The 18,138-nt window shown below is 74.6% G+C and carries 16 protein-coding genes and 1 pseudogene; 13 read left to right on the top strand and 4 right to left on the bottom strand.

Going from position 1 to position 18,138, the window contains the following annotated elements; genetic code table 11:
- Nucleotides 1–77: 77 nt before the first annotated feature.
- Together ACQUFX_RS09710 and ACQUFX_RS09705 are read left to right on the top strand one after the other, a co-directional pair.
- The gene (locus tag ACQUFX_RS09710; protein ID WP_428965667.1) at nt 78–962 is read left to right on the top strand and encodes a helix-turn-helix domain-containing protein; all 885 of its coding nucleotides are present in this window, start codon (nt 78–80) and stop codon (nt 960–962) included.
- Nucleotides 963–1,046: 84 nt separating this feature from the next.
- Nucleotides 1,047–2,597 (top strand): serine/threonine-protein kinase, encoded by a 1,551-nt coding sequence (locus tag ACQUFX_RS09705; RefSeq protein WP_428965666.1) that lies wholly within the window; start codon nt 1,047–1,049, stop codon nt 2,595–2,597.
- Here ACQUFX_RS09705 and ACQUFX_RS09700 read toward each other — a convergent pair whose 3' ends face one another.
- On the bottom strand, nt 2,598–3,512 hold the full coding sequence (locus ACQUFX_RS09700) for an MOSC domain-containing protein (protein ID WP_428966920.1): 915 nt from the start codon (nt 3,510–3,512) through the stop codon (nt 2,598–2,600).
- 367 nt (nt 3,513–3,879) lie between these two features.
- Here ACQUFX_RS09700 and ACQUFX_RS09695 point away from each other — a divergent pair, with 367 nt between their 5' ends.
- The 4 genes from ACQUFX_RS09695 to ACQUFX_RS09680 all read left to right on the top strand — a co-directional run bounded on the left by ACQUFX_RS09695 (nt 3,880) and on the right by ACQUFX_RS09680 (nt 7,018).
- Nucleotides 3,880–4,527: a C39 family peptidase gene (locus ACQUFX_RS09695; RefSeq protein ID WP_428965665.1), complete on the top strand. Its 648-nt coding sequence runs from the start codon at nt 3,880–3,882 to the stop codon at nt 4,525–4,527.
- A 168-nt stretch (nt 4,528–4,695) separates the two neighbouring features.
- The gene (locus tag ACQUFX_RS09690; protein ID WP_428965664.1) at nt 4,696–5,544 is read left to right on the top strand and encodes a DedA family protein; all 849 of its coding nucleotides are present in this window, start codon (nt 4,696–4,698) and stop codon (nt 5,542–5,544) included.
- A gap of 405 nt (nt 5,545–5,949) precedes the next feature.
- Nucleotides 5,950–6,537 (top strand): hypothetical protein, encoded by a 588-nt coding sequence (locus ACQUFX_RS09685; protein ID WP_428965598.1) that lies wholly within the window; start codon nt 5,950–5,952, stop codon nt 6,535–6,537.
- A gap of 67 nt (nt 6,538–6,604) precedes the next feature.
- Entirely contained in the window at nt 6,605–7,018 is a 414-nt protein-coding gene (locus ACQUFX_RS09680) for a protein-tyrosine phosphatase family protein (RefSeq protein WP_428965663.1), read from the top strand.
- A gap of 10 nt (nt 7,019–7,028) precedes the next feature.
- Here ACQUFX_RS09680 and ACQUFX_RS09675 read toward each other — a convergent pair whose 3' ends face one another.
- Nucleotides 7,029–9,305, bottom strand: a complete 2,277-nt coding sequence (locus ACQUFX_RS09675) for an ATP-binding cassette domain-containing protein (RefSeq protein WP_428965662.1) — start codon at nt 9,303–9,305, stop codon at nt 7,029–7,031.
- Nucleotides 9,306–9,480: 175 nt separating this feature from the next.
- On the opposite strand from ACQUFX_RS09675, the gene ACQUFX_RS09670 reads away from it, so the two are divergent.
- Both ACQUFX_RS09670 and ACQUFX_RS09665 read left to right on the top strand, forming a co-directional pair.
- A complete protein-coding gene (locus ACQUFX_RS09670; RefSeq protein ID WP_428965661.1) occupies nt 9,481–10,203 on the top strand; it encodes a MerR family transcriptional regulator in 723 nt (240 codons plus the stop codon).
- Between the two features lie 113 nt (nt 10,204–10,316).
- Nucleotides 10,317–11,630 carry a D-alanyl-D-alanine carboxypeptidase family protein gene (locus ACQUFX_RS09665; RefSeq protein WP_428965660.1) on the top strand — a complete coding sequence of 438 codons (1,314 nt, stop codon included), beginning with the start codon at nt 10,317–10,319 and terminating at the stop codon, nt 11,628–11,630.
- A 48-nt stretch (nt 11,631–11,678) separates the two neighbouring features.
- Here the strand turns inward: ACQUFX_RS09665 and ACQUFX_RS09660 are convergent, their stop codons facing one another.
- Nucleotides 11,679–11,864: a hypothetical protein gene (locus tag ACQUFX_RS09660; protein ID WP_428965659.1), complete on the bottom strand. Its 186-nt coding sequence runs from the start codon at nt 11,862–11,864 to the stop codon at nt 11,679–11,681.
- A 155-nt stretch (nt 11,865–12,019) separates the two neighbouring features.
- Between ACQUFX_RS09660 and ACQUFX_RS09655 the strand changes: the two genes are divergently transcribed.
- Together ACQUFX_RS09655 and ACQUFX_RS09650 are read left to right on the top strand one after the other, a co-directional pair.
- Complete coding sequence (locus ACQUFX_RS09655) at nt 12,020–13,240, top strand: D-alanyl-D-alanine carboxypeptidase family protein (protein WP_428966919.1); 1,221 nt, start codon at nt 12,020–12,022, stop codon at nt 13,238–13,240.
- Nucleotides 13,237–14,109 (top strand): M15 family metallopeptidase, encoded by an 873-nt coding sequence (locus ACQUFX_RS09650; protein ID WP_428965658.1) that lies wholly within the window; start codon nt 13,237–13,239, stop codon nt 14,107–14,109. The genes ACQUFX_RS09655 and ACQUFX_RS09650 overlap by 4 nt, the downstream gene beginning before the upstream one ends.
- Before the next feature lie 48 nt (nt 14,110–14,157).
- Here ACQUFX_RS09650 and ACQUFX_RS09645 read toward each other — a convergent pair whose 3' ends face one another.
- Nucleotides 14,158–14,895 (bottom strand): alpha/beta hydrolase, encoded by a 738-nt coding sequence (locus ACQUFX_RS09645; protein WP_428966918.1) that lies wholly within the window; start codon nt 14,893–14,895, stop codon nt 14,158–14,160.
- Nucleotides 14,896–15,345: 450 nt separating this feature from the next.
- Here ACQUFX_RS09645 and ACQUFX_RS09640 point away from each other — a divergent pair, with 450 nt between their 5' ends.
- From ACQUFX_RS09640 to ACQUFX_RS09630, 3 genes and pseudogenes are all read left to right on the top strand, one after another.
- Entirely contained in the window at nt 15,346–16,545 is a 1,200-nt protein-coding gene (locus tag ACQUFX_RS09640; RefSeq protein WP_428965657.1) for an RtcB family protein, read from the top strand.
- Nucleotides 16,546–16,797: 252 nt separating this feature from the next.
- A complete protein-coding gene (locus ACQUFX_RS09635) occupies nt 16,798–17,484 on the top strand; it encodes a TioE family transcriptional regulator (RefSeq protein ID WP_428965656.1) in 687 nt (228 codons plus the stop codon).
- A gap of 158 nt (nt 17,485–17,642) precedes the next feature.
- Nucleotides 17,643–18,135: pseudogene (locus ACQUFX_RS09630) on the top strand (snapalysin family zinc-dependent metalloprotease); the annotation flags it as partial.
- Nucleotides 18,136–18,138 lie beyond the last annotated feature (3 nt).

Below are 18,138 nucleotides of genomic sequence, written 5' to 3'. Positions count from 1 at the left end.
CACCGACGGTCCATGGCATGCTTACACGTCGGTCGGGCCGTGGCCCGACCGACGAGTGGCAGGCGGAGGGGCGGCACGTGACGATGGTTCCAGCCGAGGGCGGTCCCGCGACCGGCCCGACCGTCCTGCGGATGCTGCTCGGCGCGCAGTTGCGGCGGCTGCGCGAGGGGTGCGGCGTCACGCGGGAGGGCGCCGGGTGGGAGATCCGCGCCTCCGAATCCAAGATCAGCCGGATGGAGCTGGGTCGGGTCGGCTTCAAGGAGCGCGACGTCTCCGACCTGCTCACCCTGTACGGGGTCAAGGACCCGCACGAGCGGGAGTCGCTGCTGAAGCTGGCCCGGGACGCCAACAACCCGGGCTGGTGGCACCGGTACGGCGACGTCCTGCCCACCTGGTTCCAGTCCTACCTCGGCCTGGAGGCGGCGGCCGCGCTGATCCGCAGCTACGAGGTGCAGTTCGTGCCCGGCCTGTTGCAGACCCGGGACTACGCCCGCGCGGTGGTGAGCCTCGGTCACCGGCGGGCCACCCCGGACGAGCTGGACCGCCGGGTCGACCTGCGGATGCAGCGCCAGCAACTGCTGCACCGCCCGGACCCGCCGCAACTGTGGGCGGTGGTCGACGAGGCGGCGCTGCGCCGGCCCATCGGTGGCCGGGAGGTGATGCGGGGGCAGCTCACCGCGCTGATCGAGGCGACCCGCGCGCCGCACGTCCGGGTCCAGGTCATCCCCTTCGACGCGGGTGGGCACGCCGCCGCCGGTGGCGCCTTCACCATCCTGCGCTTCGGCGACCAGGACCTGCCCGACATCGTCTACATCGAACAGCTCACCAGCGCGATCTACCTCGACAAGCGGGAGGATCTCGACTTCTACGCGGTGGCCATGGAACGGCTCTGCGTGGAGGCGGAGCCGCCGGAGCGTACCCCGCAGATCCTCACCCGGATCATGGACGAGCTGTACCGCTGAGCCGCCCGCCGGGCCGGCCCGCGCCAGGTCATCGCTCGCGGTGACTGGTGGGCGGCGGCACCGAGCGGGCAGACTGAACCCATCATGTCGCCGTTCACCCCCGACCTGCGTCTGCACGGCCGGTACGTGCTGCGCACCCGTATCGGTCTCGGCGGGATGTCCGAGGTGTGGCGGGCCGACGACGAGGTGCTGCACCGCCCCGTCGCGGTGAAGGCCCTGGTGGCGCAGTTCGCCGCCGACCCCCAGCTCCGGGCCACGATCCAGCGCGAGGCCCGCGCCGCCGCCCGGCTCACCCACCCCCACATCACCCAGGTGTACGACTACGGCGAGGCCACCCTCGCCGGCGGTGTCGTGGTGCCGTACCTGGTGATGGAACTGGTCGACGGGGAGAACCTCGCCGAACGGCTCGCCGTCGGGCCGCTGCCCTGGCCGGAGGCGGCCCGGACGACCGGCCAGGTCGCCTCCGCCCTGGCCGCCGCGCACCGGCTCGGCGTGGTGCACCGCGACGTCAAGCCCGGCAACGTGATGCTCACCGAGACCGGCGCCAAGGTGCTCGACTTCGGCATCGCCGCGCTCTCCGGTCCGCACCTGCTCGCCGGCCGCCCCGGCGACCCGCTGATGGGCACCCCCGCGTACACCGCGCCGGAACGGCTGACCCCGGGGCCACCGGACCCGGCCAGCGACGTGTACGCCCTCGGCGTGCTGCTGTACCGGGCGCTCACCGGCCGCCCGCCGCTGCGGGTGCGTACCTTCGCCGAGGCGGCCGAGGCGCACCGGCAGGGGGTGCCCGTACCGCCGCCGGGCGTGCCGGGCCTCCCCGCCGACCTCGCCACCCTCACCCTGGCCTGCCTCGCCGCCGACCCGGCCCGCCGGCCGTCCGCCGCGCGGGTGGCCGCCCGGCTGGGTGCCGGCCGGCCCGTCGACCCGCCGACCACGTCCGTGCCGGTGGTCGGGACGTCGACCGCGCTGCTGCCCGTCGTGTCCGGGCACGACCAGCCACCGACCCTGGTGGACCGGGAGGCCCCGGCCCCCGCCGCGTCGACCGGCGTGCCCCTGCTCACCGCCGCGCCCGGCACGGTGTCCGGCCGGGCCCGCCGGGGCCAGTCGGGACGCGGGCTGGTCGCGGCGGGCGTCGTCGGCGTCCTGGTGCTGCTCGCCGGTGTGATGGGGGTGCTCGCCGCCCGGTCGGGCGGCGAGCAGCCACCGGTCGCCGGAGCGGTCGACCTCGCCGGGCCGTCGGCCGCCCCGACCTCGGCGGCACCGCCGTCGCCGTCGGCGTCCGCGACGCCGAGGAGGCCCGCGCCCGCGCCCGCTACCACCGCGCCCGACCTGCCGGGGACCGCCCGCGCCGTGATCACCGAGTTCCTGGCCGTGCTGGTGCGGGCCCAGATCCAGGGCGACGTCGACGGTCGGACCGCCGAGGACCTGCGCAAGCGGCTCACCCAGGTGGTCGCGAGCAAGCCGAAGGACGTCGACAAGCGCGTCGCCGACCTCACCAAGCGGATCGGCCGGGAGGTGGACCGGGAACGGCTCGGCGAGGACACCGCCGACAAGCTGCGCGACCTGGTGACCGCGTACGGCGAACTGCGCGGCGGCGACGGGGACGACGACGAGGACGAGGAGGACGACGACTAGCTACCGCACCTCGGCCCGGTCCCCGATGCTGACCCGTCCCGCCCGTACCACCTGCGCGTACGCGCCCACGCACGGCTGCGCCGCCAGCTCGGGCAGCGGGGCGACCCGGTTGAGCCGGGCCGGTACCCGTAGCGCCTCGACCGCCCGGGGGAGCGTGCCGTGCGCCAGCGTCGGCACCGCGCACCGGGGCGTACGCGCCAGCACCCGCAGCACCACCTCGGGGCCGAGGTGCACGTCCCGCCCCACCCAGTCGTTCTCGACGAAACCCGTCCCCGACGTCGCCAGCACCAGGTTCGGCCGGTAGCGGCACACCTCGACACCGCCCGGCGTCGCCGCCCCGATCGCGTCCATGGTGGACGTGGTGACCAGGTGCACCGGGGCGAAGTCGAAGAACGTCCCCGCCGCGGCGGCCGTGGCGAGCGGGCTGACGTCCACCGTCACCGGCGCGGCGACCCCGGCGGCGAGAACCTCGTCGGGGCGGGCCCGGTCCAGCACAGCGCCCGGCGGGGCGGTGTCGACCAGCGTGACCGGCTGGTCGAGCAGCCGGGACAGCACGGCGTCGGCGTCGGGGTCGGCGGGACGGAGCCGACGGCCGTCCGGCAGGTCGATCCGGACCGTCTCCGGGGTGCCGCCGCTGGCCCGCAGGGTCAGCAGGCCCCGCCAGCGCCGGGGGTCCTTCGCGCTGGCCACCCGGCCGGTGTCCCGGTGCAGCAGGGCCAGGCAACGGTCGCCGGCCACGCCCGCCGAGGTCAGGCCGGCGGTCTCCAGCGGCTCGCCCAGCATCGACTTCACCGGGTACCGCCACACCTGTGCCAGCCGTCCGACGACGACCGGCCGGTGGACCGGAGTGTGGTGGACCCGGTGGCGACGGCCGCGTCCGGGGACGGACCGGGACGAGCCGTCCGAACCCGGCACAGTGGCGTCGTTCGACACCGGCACAGCCTACTGGCACGGTGACCCCCGGGGCGTCCCCGCTGTCCGCCGCCGTCCGGTTTCCGTCGCGCCGGCCGCCCACCGGCGACACCGGGCCGGACCGCCGGTTGATCCCCTGCCGACCGGATCCCGCCCGGTCCCGCCGCCCGTCCTGGCGCAGCCGCCGGACGTTGCCGCAGGTCACCGTGCAGTCCCGGCGGAATGGTCGCCCGCCGTCGGCCGTTGTGCCCCTCGACGCCCCGGCACCGCCTCCGGTGCCTGCGCGGGCGCTCTCCCTCGTCCAGTGCCTTCCCCGGTGCTGGCGGCTCCGCGTCGCGCGGAGACGTCCACCCTCGAACGGAGCGTGACGATGAATACGATCTTCCGTAACAGCGCCCTGTCCCTGGCCGGTCTGCTGGTCGCCGGTGGCGCCGTCGCCGTCCCGGCGCTCGCCGCCCAGACCACCCCCGCCGAGCGGGCCGCCACGTCGGCGGTGCCGGCCGACCGGCCCGCCCGGGGCGAGCGGGTCCTCGGCATCCAGTACGAGGCGCAGCCGAACTTCTACTACTGCGGCCCGGCCGCCACCCGGATCGCCCTGTCCGCCCAGGGCACGACCATGAGCCAGGACGAGGTGGCGACGAAGCTGGGCACCACCGAGGCCGGCACCGACTCGGCCGTGGAGACCACCCGGGTGCTGAGCGAGGTGACCGGTGAGCGGTACCGGACCACGGAGATCTCCGGGGACCGGGCCGAGCCGGCGCAGGCCGAGCGGTTCCGCGCCGACGTGGTCACCGCGGTCGACGACGGCCGCGCCGTGGTCGCCAACATCAAGGGCAGCGCCGTGGACGTGGACGGCAACCCGTACTCGTACGAGGGCGGGCACTACGTGACCGTCGTCGGCTACCGCGACGGCGGGGACACCGTCAAGATTGCTGATCCGTACGCCCCGAGCGAGCAGTACTGGATGGACGCCACCCGGACGGCCGACTGGATCGCCCAGCGCGGCTACTCGAGCTGACGGTCCACCCGCGCACGACCGGCCGGCGGCCGGGCCCGACCGGGCCTGGCCGCCGGCTTTCGGCTGTCGCCGGGTGGGGTTTTCCGCGTCCGGGCCGTATGGTGTCCCGGTGCGGTTCTGCGGTGCCCCTCCATGGTTCCTCTCAGCGAACACCCATACGGTTGTCACATGATCAGTGGGTGGCAGTTGTTGGCGGCGGACGGCGGGGGTGAGCCGCCGACCGGTGGCATCACCGGGTACGTCGTCGGCCTGATGGAGAAGCTCGGCGGGCCGGGCGCCGGCCTCGCGGTGGCGCTGGAGAACCTCTTCCCGCCGATCCCGAGCGAGATCATCCTGCCGCTGGCCGGTTTCACAGCGAGCCAGGGCCGGATGAGTCTGTTCGGCGCGATCGCCTGGACGACCCTGGGCGCGGTGGTGGGTGCGGTCGCCCTGTACTACATCGGTGCCGCGCTCGGCCGGGACCGGATGCGGGCGATCGCCGAGAAGCTGCCCCTGATCAAGCTCTCCGACGTGGACCGCACCGAGGCGTGGTTCATCAAGCACGGCAAGAAGGCCGTCTTCTTCGGTCGGATGATCCCCATCTTCCGGAGCCTCATCTCCATCCCGGCCGGGGTGGAACGGATGCCGATCGGGACGTTCCTCGTCTACACCACGGCGGGCAGCCTGATCTGGAACACGATCTTCGTGCTCGCCGGCTACTTCCTCGGCGAGAACTGGCACATCGTGGAGACGTACGCCGGCTTCTTCCAGAAGGTGGTCATCGTCGTCTGCGCGGTCGCCGCCGTGTGGTTCGTGGTGGCCCGCATCCGACGCGCCCGGCGCGGCGACGACGACCCGGCGGTGGACGCCGGCGTCGAACCCGCCGGACCCGGCTTCTTCGCGGCCTTCGGGTCCGAGGCCGCGCCGCCGGCCGAGCCGGGCCGCGCCGCCGGCCCGCCGCCCACCGGCACGGTGTACCGCAGCAACTGGGCGGCCTCCGGTGACGACCCGCCGGGCGGCACCTGGCCCCCGCGCTGACCGCCCGACCCTGACCTGTCCCGGTCCCCACCGCCCGCCGCAGCGGCGGGGACCGGACCGAGCGTCGTCGCCACCCGGTCCCCGGTACCTGATCAGCCCGACTGCGTGCCGTGCGTCGGGTGTCCGGTTTGTCGGTGTGGTCGGGGGCACTCGTCGGTTGGAATGGCTGGTGGGGTGGGGTCGTTATACCTGGCGTACGACCGAGCAGGGCGCCCTCTCGCCTGGCGAGGTGGGGGCCGGGTCGCCGGAATGATGGTGGCCGGCCGGTCGTTGTACATGGTTCCGGCGTGGTGAGCCGCCCCCGCGAGTTCCCGCGCCGTTCTCTTTCTTTTCTTTTCCCCCGGTGGGCGCCTGACGGTGCTCGTGCACCCGTGTGTGGGTGTCGATCCCCCGAATGGAGCTGTCATGAACTCGATTATTCGTAAGAGTGTGCTGGGTGTTGCTGGTCTGGCTTTTGCTGGTGGTCTGGTCGGTGGTCCGGTGGCGGCGGTGCAGGCGGCCCCGGTGACCGGTCCGGTGTCGGCGGTCGTGGTGCAGGAGAGTGGCGCTGACATGGGCAAGCTGTTGCCGCGTGGTGAGCCGGCGGGTCAGTCGCGGATCGGTCTGAACGAGGAGCAGGTGGCGAACACGAAGGCGATCATCGCGGCGACGAAGAAGGCCGGGATGGACGAGCGGGCTGCGGTGGTGGCGATCGCTACGGCGTTGCAGGAGTCGAAGTTGGAGAACCTGGGTCATCTGGGTGACCGTAACGACCACGACTCGCAGGGTCTGTTCCAGCAGCGTCCGTCCAGTGGTTGGGGGACGGTGGAGCAGATCACCGACCCGGAGTACTCGACCCTGGCGTTCCTGAAGGGTCTGAAGCAGGTCGACGGCTGGGAGGAGATGCCGTTGACGAAGGCCGCGCAGACGGTGCAGGTGTCGGCCTTCCCGAACCACTACGCGCAGTGGGAGAAGCAGGCCGCCGACCTGGTCGCCGAGCACTGGAAGAGCTGACGTGATGGCTGGCCGGTGTCCCCGTGACGGGGACACCGGCCAGTCGCGTCTGCGGGAGAATCCCTGGATGACGCGAACGTGGACGGACCGGTCCGGTGTGGTCGTGCTGCCGAGCGGAGCGGCGGTGCGGGGACGCCGGATCGGCGATCCCACCACCCCCGCCGACTTCGCGCTGCTGCTGGTGCCCGGCCCGGCGCCGGACTGGCCGCACCGCCGGATCCGGTGGCCCGACTTCTGGATCCCCACCGACCGGGCGGACGCGCTCGACGCCCTCCACGAGGCGCTGCGCCGGGCGGCGGCGGGGGAGCGGGTCGAGGTGGCCTGCCGGGGCGGCGTCGGCCGGACCGGTACCGCGTTGGCCGCGCTGGCCGTCCTCGACGGGGTGCCGGCCCGGGACGCGGTGGCGTGGGTGCGCATTCGCTACCACCCCCGCGCGGTGGAGACCCCCTGGCAGCGCCGCTGGCTGCGTCGGGTGGCCTGACCGGCCCCGCCTAGCCCCGGCCGACGTACTCGCGCAGGTGCCGGGCGGTCAGCGTGTCGCCGTGCGCGACCAGGTCCGCCGGCGTGCCGGTGAACACCACCCGGCCACCGTCGTGACCGGCGCCCGGGCCGAGGTCGATCAGCCAGTCGGCGTGCGCCATCACCGCCTGGTGGTGCTCGATGACCACCACCGTGTTGCCCGCGTCGACCAGCCGGTCCAGCAACGCCAGGAGTTGGTCGACGTCGGCCAGGTGCAGGCCGGTGGTCGGCTCGTCCAGCACGTACGTGCTGCCCCGCTCGGCCATGTGGATGGCCAGCTTGAGGCGTTGCCGCTCGCCCCCGGAGAGGGTGGTGAGCGGCTGCCCCAGGGTCAGGTACCCGAGGCCGACGTCGGCCAGCCGGTCGAGGATGACCCGAGCCGGGCCGCTGGGGAAGAAGTCCCGAGCGGTCACCACCGACATGCCGAGCACCTCGCTGATGTTCTTCCCGCGCAGCGTGTAGGTGAGCACCGCGTCGGTGAACCGCCGCCCCTCGCACTGCTCGCAGACCGAGGCGACCCCGGCCATCATGGCCAGGTCGGTGTAGACCAGCCCGATGCCCTTGCAGGTCGGGCAGGCGCCCTCGGAGTTGGCGCTGAACAGCGCCGCCTTCACCCCGTTCGCCTTGGCGAACGCGGTCCGGATCGGTTCCAGCAGGCCGGTGTACGTCGCCGGGTTGCTGCGCCGGGAACCCCGGATGGCGGACTGGTCGACCACCACCACCCCGCGTCGGCGCGGCAGCGACCCGTGGATCAGGGAGCTCTTGCCCGAGCCGGCCACGCCGGTGACCACGGTCAGCACCCCGAGCGGGATGTCCACGTCCACCGTCCGCAGGTTGTGCAGGTCGGCGCCCCGGATCGGCAACTGGCCGGTGGGCCGGCGGACCGTCTCCCGCAGGGTGACCCGGTGGTCCAGGTGCCGACCGGTCCGGGTGTCCGAGCGTCGCAGCCCGGCGACGTCGCCGGTGTAGCAGATCCGGCCGCCGTCCGGCCCGGCACCGGGACCGAGGTCGACCACGTGGTCGGCGATCGCGATGGTCTCCGGCTTGTGCTCCACCACCAGCACCGTGTTGCCCTTGTCCCGCAGCCGCAGCAGCAGGTCGTTCATCCGGGCGATGTCGTGCGGGTGCAGGCCGACGGTGGGCTCGTCGAAGACGTACGTCACGTCGGAGAGGCTGGAGCCGAGGTGCCGGACCATCTTCACCCGCTGCGCCTCCCCGCCGGAGAGCGTGCCCGACTCCCGGTCCAGGCTGAGGTAGCCCAGCCCGATCTCGACCAGCGAGTCGAGCAGGTCCAGCAGGGTGCCGACCAGCGGGGCCACGGCCGGGTCGTCGACGCCGCGGAGGAACCCGGCCAGGTCGCTGATCTGCATCGCCGCGCACTCGGCGATGTTGCGCCCGGCGACGCGGGAGGCGAGCGCGGCCTGGTTCAGCCGGGTGCCGCCGCAGTCCCCGCAGGTGGTGAAGGTGACCGCCCGGTCGACGAAGGAGCGGATGTGCGCCTGCATCGACTCGCGGTCCTTGGCCAGGTACAGCCGGCGGACCTTCACCACCAGACCCTCGTACGTGATGTTGGTGCCGCCGATCTTGATCTTCGTGGCCGGCTTGTGCAGCAGGTCCTGCCACTGCTGTGGCGTGTAGTCCTGGAGCTTGGTGTCGGGGTCGAAGAGCCCGGAGGCGACGAAGGTCTGCCAGTACCACGAGTCGACGGCGAAGTTCGGCACCGTGATCGCCCCGCCGTTGAGCGACCGTTCCACGTCGACCAGTTCGTTGACGTCCAGGTCGGAGACGCGTCCCATCCCCTCGCAGGCCGGGCACATCCCCTCGGCCAGGTTGAAGCTGAACGCGCCGGCCGACCCGGCGGAGGGCACGCCCAGCCGGCTGAAGACGATCCGCAGCATCGCGTACGCGTCGGTGGCGGTGCCGACCGTCGACCGCGAGTTGGCACCCATCCGCTCCTGGTCCACGACGATCGCGGCGCTGAGGTTGCGCAGCGCGTCGACGTCCGGGCGGTTCACGTTCGGCATGAACGACTGGAGGAACGCGCTGTAGGTCTCGTTGATCAGCCGCTGCGACTCGGCGGCGATGGTGCCGAAGACCAGGGACGACTTCCCGGACCCGGAGACCCCGGTGAAGACGGTGAGCCGGCGCTTGGGAACGTCGACCGAGACGTCGGCGAGGTTGTTCTCCCGCGCGCCGCGTACCTCGATCACGTCGTGACTGTCGGCGGCGGACCGTACTGGCTGCTGCATGCGAACCCTTCGGCGATCGTGGGCAGGGTGGAGCCCGCCGGTTTCCGTACCGGCCTGGCCGCATTCAATTGTCTCATTCAAACTCTTGTGGAGGGTTTCACCGACGTTGAGCACGGCAGGCCGGGAGAAAGAACCGGATAAGTCTCAACCACCCATGAGCAGGTACGCTGAGCCGGTGACGGACGTGGTGGGACGCCGGCTGCGCGGCGCGGACCTCGCCGCCTCGGCGGGCATCTCGGTCCAGCAGGTGCGCAACTACGTGGACCTCGGAGTGCTGCCACCCGTGCGGCGCACCCCGAACGGGTACCGCGTCTTCACCGGCGAGCACGTGCGGGCGCTGACCGTGGCGCGGCACCTGGCCGAGGGGCACGGCTGGGCGCGTACCCGGGAGATGATGGCGGCGGTCCACCGGGGCGACCCGGCGGCGGCGCTGGCGTCGCTCGACGCCGGCCACGCCGAGCTGGACCGGGAGCGGGCCGACATCCGCCGGGTCCTCGACGCCTTCGCCACCGTGCTGGCCGGCCCGGCCGTCGCGCCGACCCGGCGTCGGGACGTCCGGATCGGGCAGGTGGCGGCCCTGATCGGGGTCCGCACCTCGCAGCTACGGGTGTGGGAGGCCCGGGGGCTGCTGCGGCCGACCCGGCAGCCGGGCACCGGGTACCGGGTCTACGACGAGGCGGAGGTGCGCGCGGCGCAGGTCGTGGCGCTGCTGCGGCGGGGCAGCTATCCGTTCGACATCGTCCAGGCGGTGCTGGACGAGTTGCGCAGCACCGGCAGCCCGCAGCGGGTCCGCGCCGAACTCGCCCGCCGGGAGCAGGAGTTGCAGCGGCGCAGCCTGCACCGGCTGCGGGGCTCGGCCGCCCTCTACGCCTACCTGACCGACCAGGGGCTGGCCTAGGACGGGCCCGGTGACCGCGACGGTGGAAATTCTCCGCCGGCCGTCGTGACACCGGCCCGGCACGGGGGTGGCGTGCCGGGATCCGAAGAATCTTGGCAGCTAGGGTCACCTCCATGAGAGTTCGGCTCCCCGCCGTCACGGTGACCGCCGTTCTGCTGCTGGCCGCCGCGCCGGCCACGGCCAGCCCGGCACCGGCTCCGCCGGTCGGCACCGGGTCGGCTCCCGCGCCGGCCGGTCCCGGCGTGGCCCCCACCGGGCCGGCCGTGCCCTGTCCCCGGGCGGTGGCGCCCGCCGTGACCCGGTCACCCCGGCCCACCCCGCCCCCGGTCGTCCCGCCGGACCGGACCATCGGCGGGGCGGCGCTGGCCACCGCCGGGCTGGTCGTCCCGCCCACCGCACCGGCGCCGCCGGCGGTCACCGCGACGTCGTGGCTGGTCGCCGACCTGGACAGCGGTGCGGTGCTGGGTGGGTGCGGTCCGCACGAGTACGCCACCCCGGCGAGCGTGCAGAAGCTGCTGCTGGCCGCCACCCTGCTGCCGAAGCTGGATCCGAAGCAGGTGGTCACCGCGACCCCGGCCGACCTGGACATCGCGCCCGGCTCGTCCGCCGTCGGCCTGGTCGCCGGCGGCCGGTACCCGGTGGAGACGGTCTGGCTCGGACTGCTGCTGAACTCCGGCAACGAGGCGGCGAACCTGCTGGCCCGGCTCGGCGGTGGCGTCGACGGGGCCGACGGCGGGGTGCGGGCGATGAACGAGGAGGCCCGGCGGCTCGGCGCGTTGCAGACACACGCCGTGACCCCGTCCGGGCTGGACGGGCCGGGCCAGTTCACCAGCGCCTACGACCTGGCGCTGATCGCGCGGGCCTGCTTCGCCGACCCGACCTTCCGCCGCTACGCGCTGACCGAGCAGACCCGGATCCCCGCCCAGCCGGCGCTGAACCGCAAGGGCTTCCAGATCCAGAACCAGAACCAGCTCGTCTACCGGTACCCCGGGGCGCTGGGCGGCAAGACCGGCTTCACCGACTACGCCCGGCACACCTACGTCGGCGCCGCCGAGCGCAACGGCCGCCGGCTGGTCGCCACCCTGCTCGGCGCCGAGCCCCGGCCGATGCGCGGTTGGGAGCAGGGCGCCGCCCTGCTCGACTGGGGGTTCTCGCTGCCCCGCGACGCCTCCGTCGGCCGGCTCGTCGAGCCGGGGGAGGTGGAGCGGGCGCGGGCGAGCGCCGCGGCCGGGCCCACGGCGGCGCAGCCGCCGCCGGCGGAACCGGAGAGCACCGTCCGGCCGACCGCCGCCCGCCCGGCCCGGGACGACACGGTGGGTGCCCCGCGTGCGCTGGCGGTCTGGTACGGCCTCGGCGCGGCTGTCCTGCTCGCGGCCGTCGCGCTGACCCTGGGGTACCGCCACCGCGCCAGCCGCCGCCGACGCTGAGCCGACGGGGCGGGACGGTCGACGACCGTCCCGCCCCGTCGGGTCCGCTCAGTGGCGGGGAGTCCCCTCCGGCTCCTCACCGGCCGCCCGGGCCCGGTCGGCCTCGGCGTCGGCGCTGCCGACCGGCGTGCCGTCGTCGTCCACGGGCGGCGCGGCCAGGTCGGGGTCGGCCATGTCCGCGGTGAGCCGCCCGGCGGTGGCCAGCCCCACCGGAACGTACCTGGGATCGCTCATGGTCCCCTCCTTATCGACGTCTGCCTGTCCGTGTGCTACCCGTGCGGCCACGCGCCCACACCTGCCGCCCAGCGGGCGGGATTCCGTGACCGCCCACCGGAACACCCGTGCGTGGCTAGCGTGAGGGGGTGAGAGGTTGCCGCCGGGCCGCCGTCGTGACCGTCGCGCTGCTCCTGGCGCCGGTCGGGGCTCCCGCCCGCGCCGACGCGGCCCCGGGCGCCGGGGGGTCGACGACCGTACCCTGTCCGAGCGTGCCGGTGCCGCGCCCCTCGCGACCCAGCCCGCCCCGGTCCGTCCCCGCCGCCCGTGCCGTCGGCGGCTCCGCGCTGGCGACCCCGGGCCTGGTGACGCCCGTGGGCACGCCCGCGCCCCCCGCGGTCACCGCGACGTCGTGGCTGGTCGCCGACCTGGACAGCGGTGCGGTGCTGGGTGGGTGCGGTCCGCACGAGTACGCCACCCCGGCGAGCGTGCAGAAGCTGCTGCTGGCCGCCACCCTGCTGCCGAGGCTGGACCCCGGGCAACTCGTCACGGTGACCGCCGGGGACGTGGACATCGAGCCGGGCAGCTCCGCGATGGGGCTCGTCGAGGGCGGGCACTACCCGCTGCGGAGCATCTGGCTCGGTCTCCTGCTCACCTCCGGCAACGACGCGGCGAACCTGCTGGCCCGGCTCGGCGGCGGGGCCGACGGCCTGCCCGGCGGGGTCCGGGCGATGAACGAGGAGGCCCGGCGCCTCGGCGCGGGGCAGACACACGCGGTGACGCCCTCCGGGCTGGACGGGCCGGGCCAGTTCACCAGCGCCTACGACCTGGCGCTGATCGCTCGGGCCTGCTTCGCCGACCCGACCTTCCGCCGCTACGCGCTGACCGAGCGGGTCCGGGTGCCGGCGCAGCCCGCCCTGCGCCGCAAGGGCTACGAGATCCAGAACGACAACCAGCTCGTCTACCGGTACCCCGGGGCGCTGGGCGGCAAGACCGGCTTCACCGACCTGGCCCGCCACACCTACGTCGGGGCGGCCGAACGCGGTGGCCGGCGGCTGGTGGTGACCCTGCTCGGCGCGGAGGTCGGCCCCGGGCCCGCCGAACGGCGCGGCTGGGAGCAGGGTGCCGCCCTGCTCGACTGGGGTTTCGCGCTGCCCCGGGACGCCTCGGTGGGGCGGCTGGTCCGCCCCGGTGAGGCGACCACCGCCGCCCCGTCGGCCGGGGCCACCCTGGCGGTCGCCGACGCCGCCCGGACCGCGCACACCGCCCGGCTCGCCGGGGTCGGCTGGTGGTGGACGCTTCCCGTGCTCGCGGTCGGCCTGGCCGGCGCCGGCCTGCTGGTGGCGCTCTACGCCCGCCGTCGGCCGCTGCCCGCCGGTGACAGCGACCCCGGGTGACCCGGCACGCCGTGCCCGCCGTGACCCGGCACGCCGTGCCCGCCCGGCCCGCTGCGGCCCTGCCGGCCGTGGTCGCCGTGACGCTGCTCGCCGTGACCGCCGCCACCGTGCTCACCGCCTGCCACCGACCGCCACCGCCACCGCCGCCGGCCCCCACCCCGTCCGGGCCGCGCGCCCCGGCGGACGTGGTGGTCCTCACCGACGTCGACCCGACGGTCCGCACCGACATCCGGTACGCCACCGCGCACAACTTCGTCGGCCGCCCGCTGGACGGCTACCCGGAGCCGTTGTGCCTGCTCACCCGGGCGGCGGCCGACGCGCTGCGCCGGGTGCAGGCCGCCGCGCTCGCCGAGGGGCACACCCTCAAGGTGTACGACTGCTACCGCCCACAGCGTGCCGCCGACGACATGGTCGCCTGGGCCGGGCAGCCCGGCGAGTCGGCCAGCGCCGCCGAGTTCCACCCCCGGGTGCCGAAGTCCGAGCTGTTCGCCGAGGGGTACCTCGGCGCGCCCACCGCGCACAGCCGGGGCAGCACCGTGGACCTGACCCTGGTCCGCCTGCCCGCCCCCACCCCGTCCCGGTACCCGCCGGCGGCTCCGCCGGTGCCGTGCACCGCCCCGCCGCAGCGGCGGTACCCGGACGACAGCGTCGACATGGGTACCGGCTTTGACTGCTTCGACCCCCTGGCGGCCACCGCCGCCACCGACATCTCCCGCGTCGCGCGGGCGAACCGGGCGCTGCTGCGCCGGCTGATGACCGACGGCGGGTTCGTCAACTACGACCGGGAGTGGTGGCACTACCGGCTCGCCGACGAGCCCTACCCCGACACGTACTTCGACTTCCCGGTCAGCCGCTCCGCCGTGCGCTGACGCTGGTGAGGTTGCCCGTGCGGTGCCGTCGGGCCGGTCCGTCCGGGGTCAGCCGCCGGGCGGGCGCAGCGGGAGCCAGGCGAGGACGTCCTGGACGGCCCGGTCCCAGTACGCCCAGTCGTGCCCGCCGGGGCCGAGGTCCACCGTGGCCGGGACGCCGGCCCGGCGGAGCGCCTCGACGAACCGGACGTTGTCCTCGTGCAGGAAGTCCCCGGTGCCGCAGCCGAGCCAGAGCGCGGGCAGGTCGACACCGGCCCGGCCGGCCCGGTCGAGCAGCACCAGCAGGTCGTCGTCGCTGCCGCGCACGGTCCGGTCCCCGAAGACGGTGTGCCAGACCGCCGGGTCGAGGGGACGGTGCGGGTGCTCGCCCCGGGCGGCGATGTCGACGGCCCCGGAGAGGCTGGCGGCGGCGGCGAACCGACCCGGCTCCCGCAGCGCCCACTTCAGGGCGCCGTACCCGCCCATGGAGAGCCCGGCGACGAAGGTGTCCTCCCGGCGTCGGGAGAGCCGGAAGAAGGAGTGGCAGACCGAGGGCAGCTCCTCGCTCAGGAACGTCCAGTACCGGTTGCCGTGCGCCTCGTCGGTGTAGAAGCTGCGGGCGGCCTGCGGCATCACCACGGCCAGGCCGAGCGGGGCCACGTACCGCTCGATCGAGGTGCGGCGTGACCAGGTCGTGTCGTCGTCGCTGAGGCCGTGCAGCAGGTACAGCACCGGCGGGTCGCCGGGTCGGTCGCTGCCGGCCAGGCCGATCTGGGACGCCGCCCGTTCCGGCAGCAGCACCGTCATCGACGTGCTCAGGCCGAGCACCTCGGAGAAGAAGTCACAGCGGATCCGGGCCACGGTCCCCGACGCTACCGCAGCGCGGCGAATCCCGTTGCGGGCACGGGAGGCCCCACCTACCGTGGATCCCGTACCGCCCGCCCGACCAGTCCGGGGAGCCCGCCGTGCCGCAGCAGTCCCGTACCACCACGCGGTCCACACCGCACGGTGGCGCGTCGCTGCCCGCCGGCCGCGAACACCCGGGGCGGCCGACGTGTCGACCAGGCCTACGCCGGCCCACCGGCGGACCGGGCCCGCGATCGGGGTACCGGCGCGGATAGCGCCACCCCCGTCCCGCCGGCCGTCCCTCCCGCACGGGACCGGGCGGCGTCCTCGTCTGCGGGTCCCGACCTCCGGTACCCCCCGATCCACTCCACCCGCCGTCGGTGTCGAGACGGCACGACCGAGGAGACCACCATGAGCTTCACCGAACTGCCGGGCACCCGCGCGCCGGTGCGGGTCTGGACCGACCCGTACGGCATCGAGCCGGAGGCGGCCCGGCAGTTGCGCAACATCGGCGCGCTGCCGTGGGTGCAGGGGGTCGCGGTGATGCCCGACGTGCACTACGGCAAGGGTGCCACCGTCGGGTCCGTCATCGCGATGCGGCAGGCCGTCTCCCCGGCGGCGGTCGGCGTGGACATCGGCTGCGGCATGTCCGCCGTGCGGACCTCGCTCACCGCCGCCGATCTGCCGGACGACCTGGCCCCGCTGCGCGGCGCGATCGAGGCGACGATCCCGGTCGGCTTCGCCGCCCACGACGAGCCGGTCGACCCGCGCCGGATCCGGGGCCTGGAGCAGGGCGGCTGGGTCGACTTCTGGCAGCGGTTCGACACCCTCGACGCGCGGGTGGCGAAGCTGGAGACCCGGGCCCGGCGGCAGGTGGGCACCCTCGGCGGCGGCAACCACTTCATCGAGGTCTGCCTGGAGTCCGGCGGGCCGGACGACGGCCGGGTCTGGCTGATGCTGCACTCCGGGTCCCGCAACATCGGCAAGGAACTGGCCGAGCGGCACATGGCGGTGGCCCGGCGGCTGCCGCACAACGCCGCTCTGCCCGACCGGGACCTGGCCGTGTTCCTCGCCGGCACCCCGGAGATGGACGCCTACCGGCGGGACCTGTGGTGGGCCCAGGAGTACGCCCGGCGCAACCGGGCCGTGCTGCTCGCCCTGCTCTGCGGCGTCGTGCGGGAGCACCTGCCGCAGGTCGCCTTCGACGAGCCGATCTCGGTGCACCACAACTACGTCGCCGAGGAGACCTACGGCGGCGAGCAGGTGCTGGTCACCCGCAAGGGCGCGATCCGGGCCGGCGAGGGGGACCTGGGCATCATCCCCGGTTCGATGGGCACCGGGTCGTACATCGTGCGGGGCAAGGGCAACCCGGACGCGTACTGCTCGGCGTCGCACGGCGCGGGCCGGCGGATGTCACGGGGGCAGGCGCGGCGGACCTTCAGCACCGCCGACCTGGCCGCGCAGACCGCCGGGGTGGAGTGTCGCAAGGACGCCGGGGTGGTCGACGAGATTCCCGGGGCGTACAAGGACATCACCGAGGTGCTGGCGCAGCAGGCGGACCTGGTCGAGGTGGTCGCCCACCTCCGGCAGGTGGTCTGTGTCAAGGGTTGACCGCCGGCTGACCGGCGTCCCCGGTCCCGGGACGGTCGCGCCCCGGGGCCGGGGACGCGGCGGTGACCTCGGCGGGACGGTCCGGTGGCGGGCGCCGGCCGAGGCCACGGCCGGCATGGTCGGGGGAGGGGGTGCCGCCGTCCGGAGGATGAACGGCACCCCACCGCCACGTTATCGTTGATCACCCTGTTGAGACTTTTCCCGGGTCTCGCGTGGTCGACCATCCACAACCTTCAAAACAAGGGTAGGGTCATGCGCCCGATCGACCTGGCCCGCGAGCACGGGCTGTCCACGCAGGCGGTGCGCAACTACACCGACGCCGGCATCCTGCCCGTCGCGGAGCGCAGCCCGTCGGGGTACCGCCGCTACAGCCCCCGGCACGCGCACGCCTTGCGCGCGTTCGTCGCGCTCGTGCCGGCCCACGGGCACGCCGACGCGACCGCGATCATGCAGGCGGTGCATCGCGACCGGGTCGACCTGGCGCTGACGCTGGTCGACCGGGGGCACGCGCGGCTGCTGGCCGACCGGCAGACCCTGGACGCCGTCGAGGACGCGTTGCAGGGTCTGGACGGGGCGGACCTGTCGGGCGGGTCGCCGATGTCGGTGGGGGAGTTGGCCCGCCGGCTCGGCGTGCGGCCGACCACGCTGCGCCGGTGGGAGCGGGCCGGGGTGCTGCGCCCGCCGCGCGACCCCGGCACCGGGTACCGGGTGTACGAGGCGGCCGACGTGCGCGACGCGCTGCTGGCCCACCAACTGCGGCGGGGCACGTACCCGGTGGAGCAGATCGCCGAGGTGCTGGCGCGGGTCCGGGCCGCCGGGGGCGTCGCGCCGCTGCGGGCGACGCTGACCGACTGGCGGACCCGGCTGGACCGACGCGGCCGGGCGATGCTCGCCGCCGCCACCGCGCTCGACCGCTACCTCACCCACACCGGCCGGTGAGCACGGCCCGGCGACCCGGCGGGCGGCTCCGTCCGCTGGTCGACGGCGCTGAGCAGGTATGACAAAAACAGTATTCGACAGTCGACTACTGACACATCTAGCATCAGCGTACATCGATGTGCAGCGGCCGTGCCGCTGCGGGACCGAGGGAGTGCGCGATGGTGCGACGACACCTGCTGCGGGCGGCGACAGCCGTGGTCGCGGCGGTACTGGCGGCGACCGGCCTGCAGGCCGTCACCGCCGCGACGGCTTCGGCCGCCGTGCGGACGGTGTACTACGACGCGAGCCGGGCCGGAGAGTTCCGGACCAACTTCGACGCGGCGGCCCGGATCTGGAACAGCTCGGTCAGCAACGTCCAGCTCGTCGCCCGCACCCCGGGCAACGTGACGGTCTACGTGGACAGCGGGTGGCCCCGGGCCCAGGTCACCGGGCTCGGCTCCGGCCGGGTGTGGATGGGCTGGCAGGCGGTGGACCAGGGGTACGACCGCACCCGGATCGCCACCCACGAGTTCGGGCACATCCTCGGCCTGCCGGACCGGCGTACCGGCCTCTGCACCGACCTGATGTCCGGCAGCAGCGCCCCGGTGTCCTGCCGCAACGCCAACCCCAGCGCCGCCGAGGCGGCCCAGGTCGACCGGCTGTTCGGCGGCGCCG

The sequence above is a fragment of the Micromonospora fluostatini genome (assembly GCF_050410825.1).
In the GTDB taxonomy this organism is placed as follows: Bacteria; Actinomycetota; Actinomycetes; order Mycobacteriales; family Micromonosporaceae; genus Micromonospora; species Micromonospora rosaria.
The sequence above is the reverse complement of the archived record's forward strand: the minus strand, read 5'-3'. Positions and strand labels throughout refer to the sequence as shown.

What these genes read in the sequence shown, in the direction of transcription:
- ACQUFX_RS09705 (WP_428965666.1), top strand. Translation starts at nt 1,047, where the DNA reads ATGTCGCCGTTCACCCCCGACCTGCGTCTGCACGGCCGGTACGTGCTG.
- ACQUFX_RS09695 (WP_428965665.1), top strand. Translation starts at nt 3,880, where the DNA reads ATGAATACGATCTTCCGTAACAGCGCCCTGTCCCTGGCCGGTCTGCTG.
- ACQUFX_RS09690 (WP_428965664.1), top strand. Translation starts at nt 4,696, where the DNA reads ATGATCAGTGGGTGGCAGTTGTTGGCGGCGGACGGCGGGGGTGAGCCG.
- ACQUFX_RS09685 (WP_428965598.1), top strand. Translation starts at nt 5,950, where the DNA reads ATGAACTCGATTATTCGTAAGAGTGTGCTGGGTGTTGCTGGTCTGGCT.
- ACQUFX_RS09680 (WP_428965663.1), top strand. Translation starts at nt 6,605, where the DNA reads ATGACGCGAACGTGGACGGACCGGTCCGGTGTGGTCGTGCTGCCGAGC.
- ACQUFX_RS09675 (WP_428965662.1), bottom strand. Translation starts at nt 9,305, where the DNA reads ATGCAGCAGCCAGTACGGTCCGCCGCCGACAGTCACGACGTGATCGAG.
- ACQUFX_RS09665 (WP_428965660.1), top strand. Translation starts at nt 10,317, where the DNA reads ATGAGAGTTCGGCTCCCCGCCGTCACGGTGACCGCCGTTCTGCTGCTG.
- ACQUFX_RS09660 (WP_428965659.1), bottom strand. Translation starts at nt 11,864, where the DNA reads ATGAGCGATCCCAGGTACGTTCCGGTGGGGCTGGCCACCGCCGGGCGG.
- ACQUFX_RS09645 (WP_428966918.1), bottom strand. Translation starts at nt 14,895, where the DNA reads ATGACGGTGCTGCTGCCGGAACGGGCGGCGTCCCAGATCGGCCTGGCC.
- ACQUFX_RS09640 (WP_428965657.1), top strand. Translation starts at nt 15,346, where the DNA reads ATGAGCTTCACCGAACTGCCGGGCACCCGCGCGCCGGTGCGGGTCTGG.
- ACQUFX_RS09635 (WP_428965656.1), top strand. Translation starts at nt 16,798, where the DNA reads ATGCGCCCGATCGACCTGGCCCGCGAGCACGGGCTGTCCACGCAGGCG.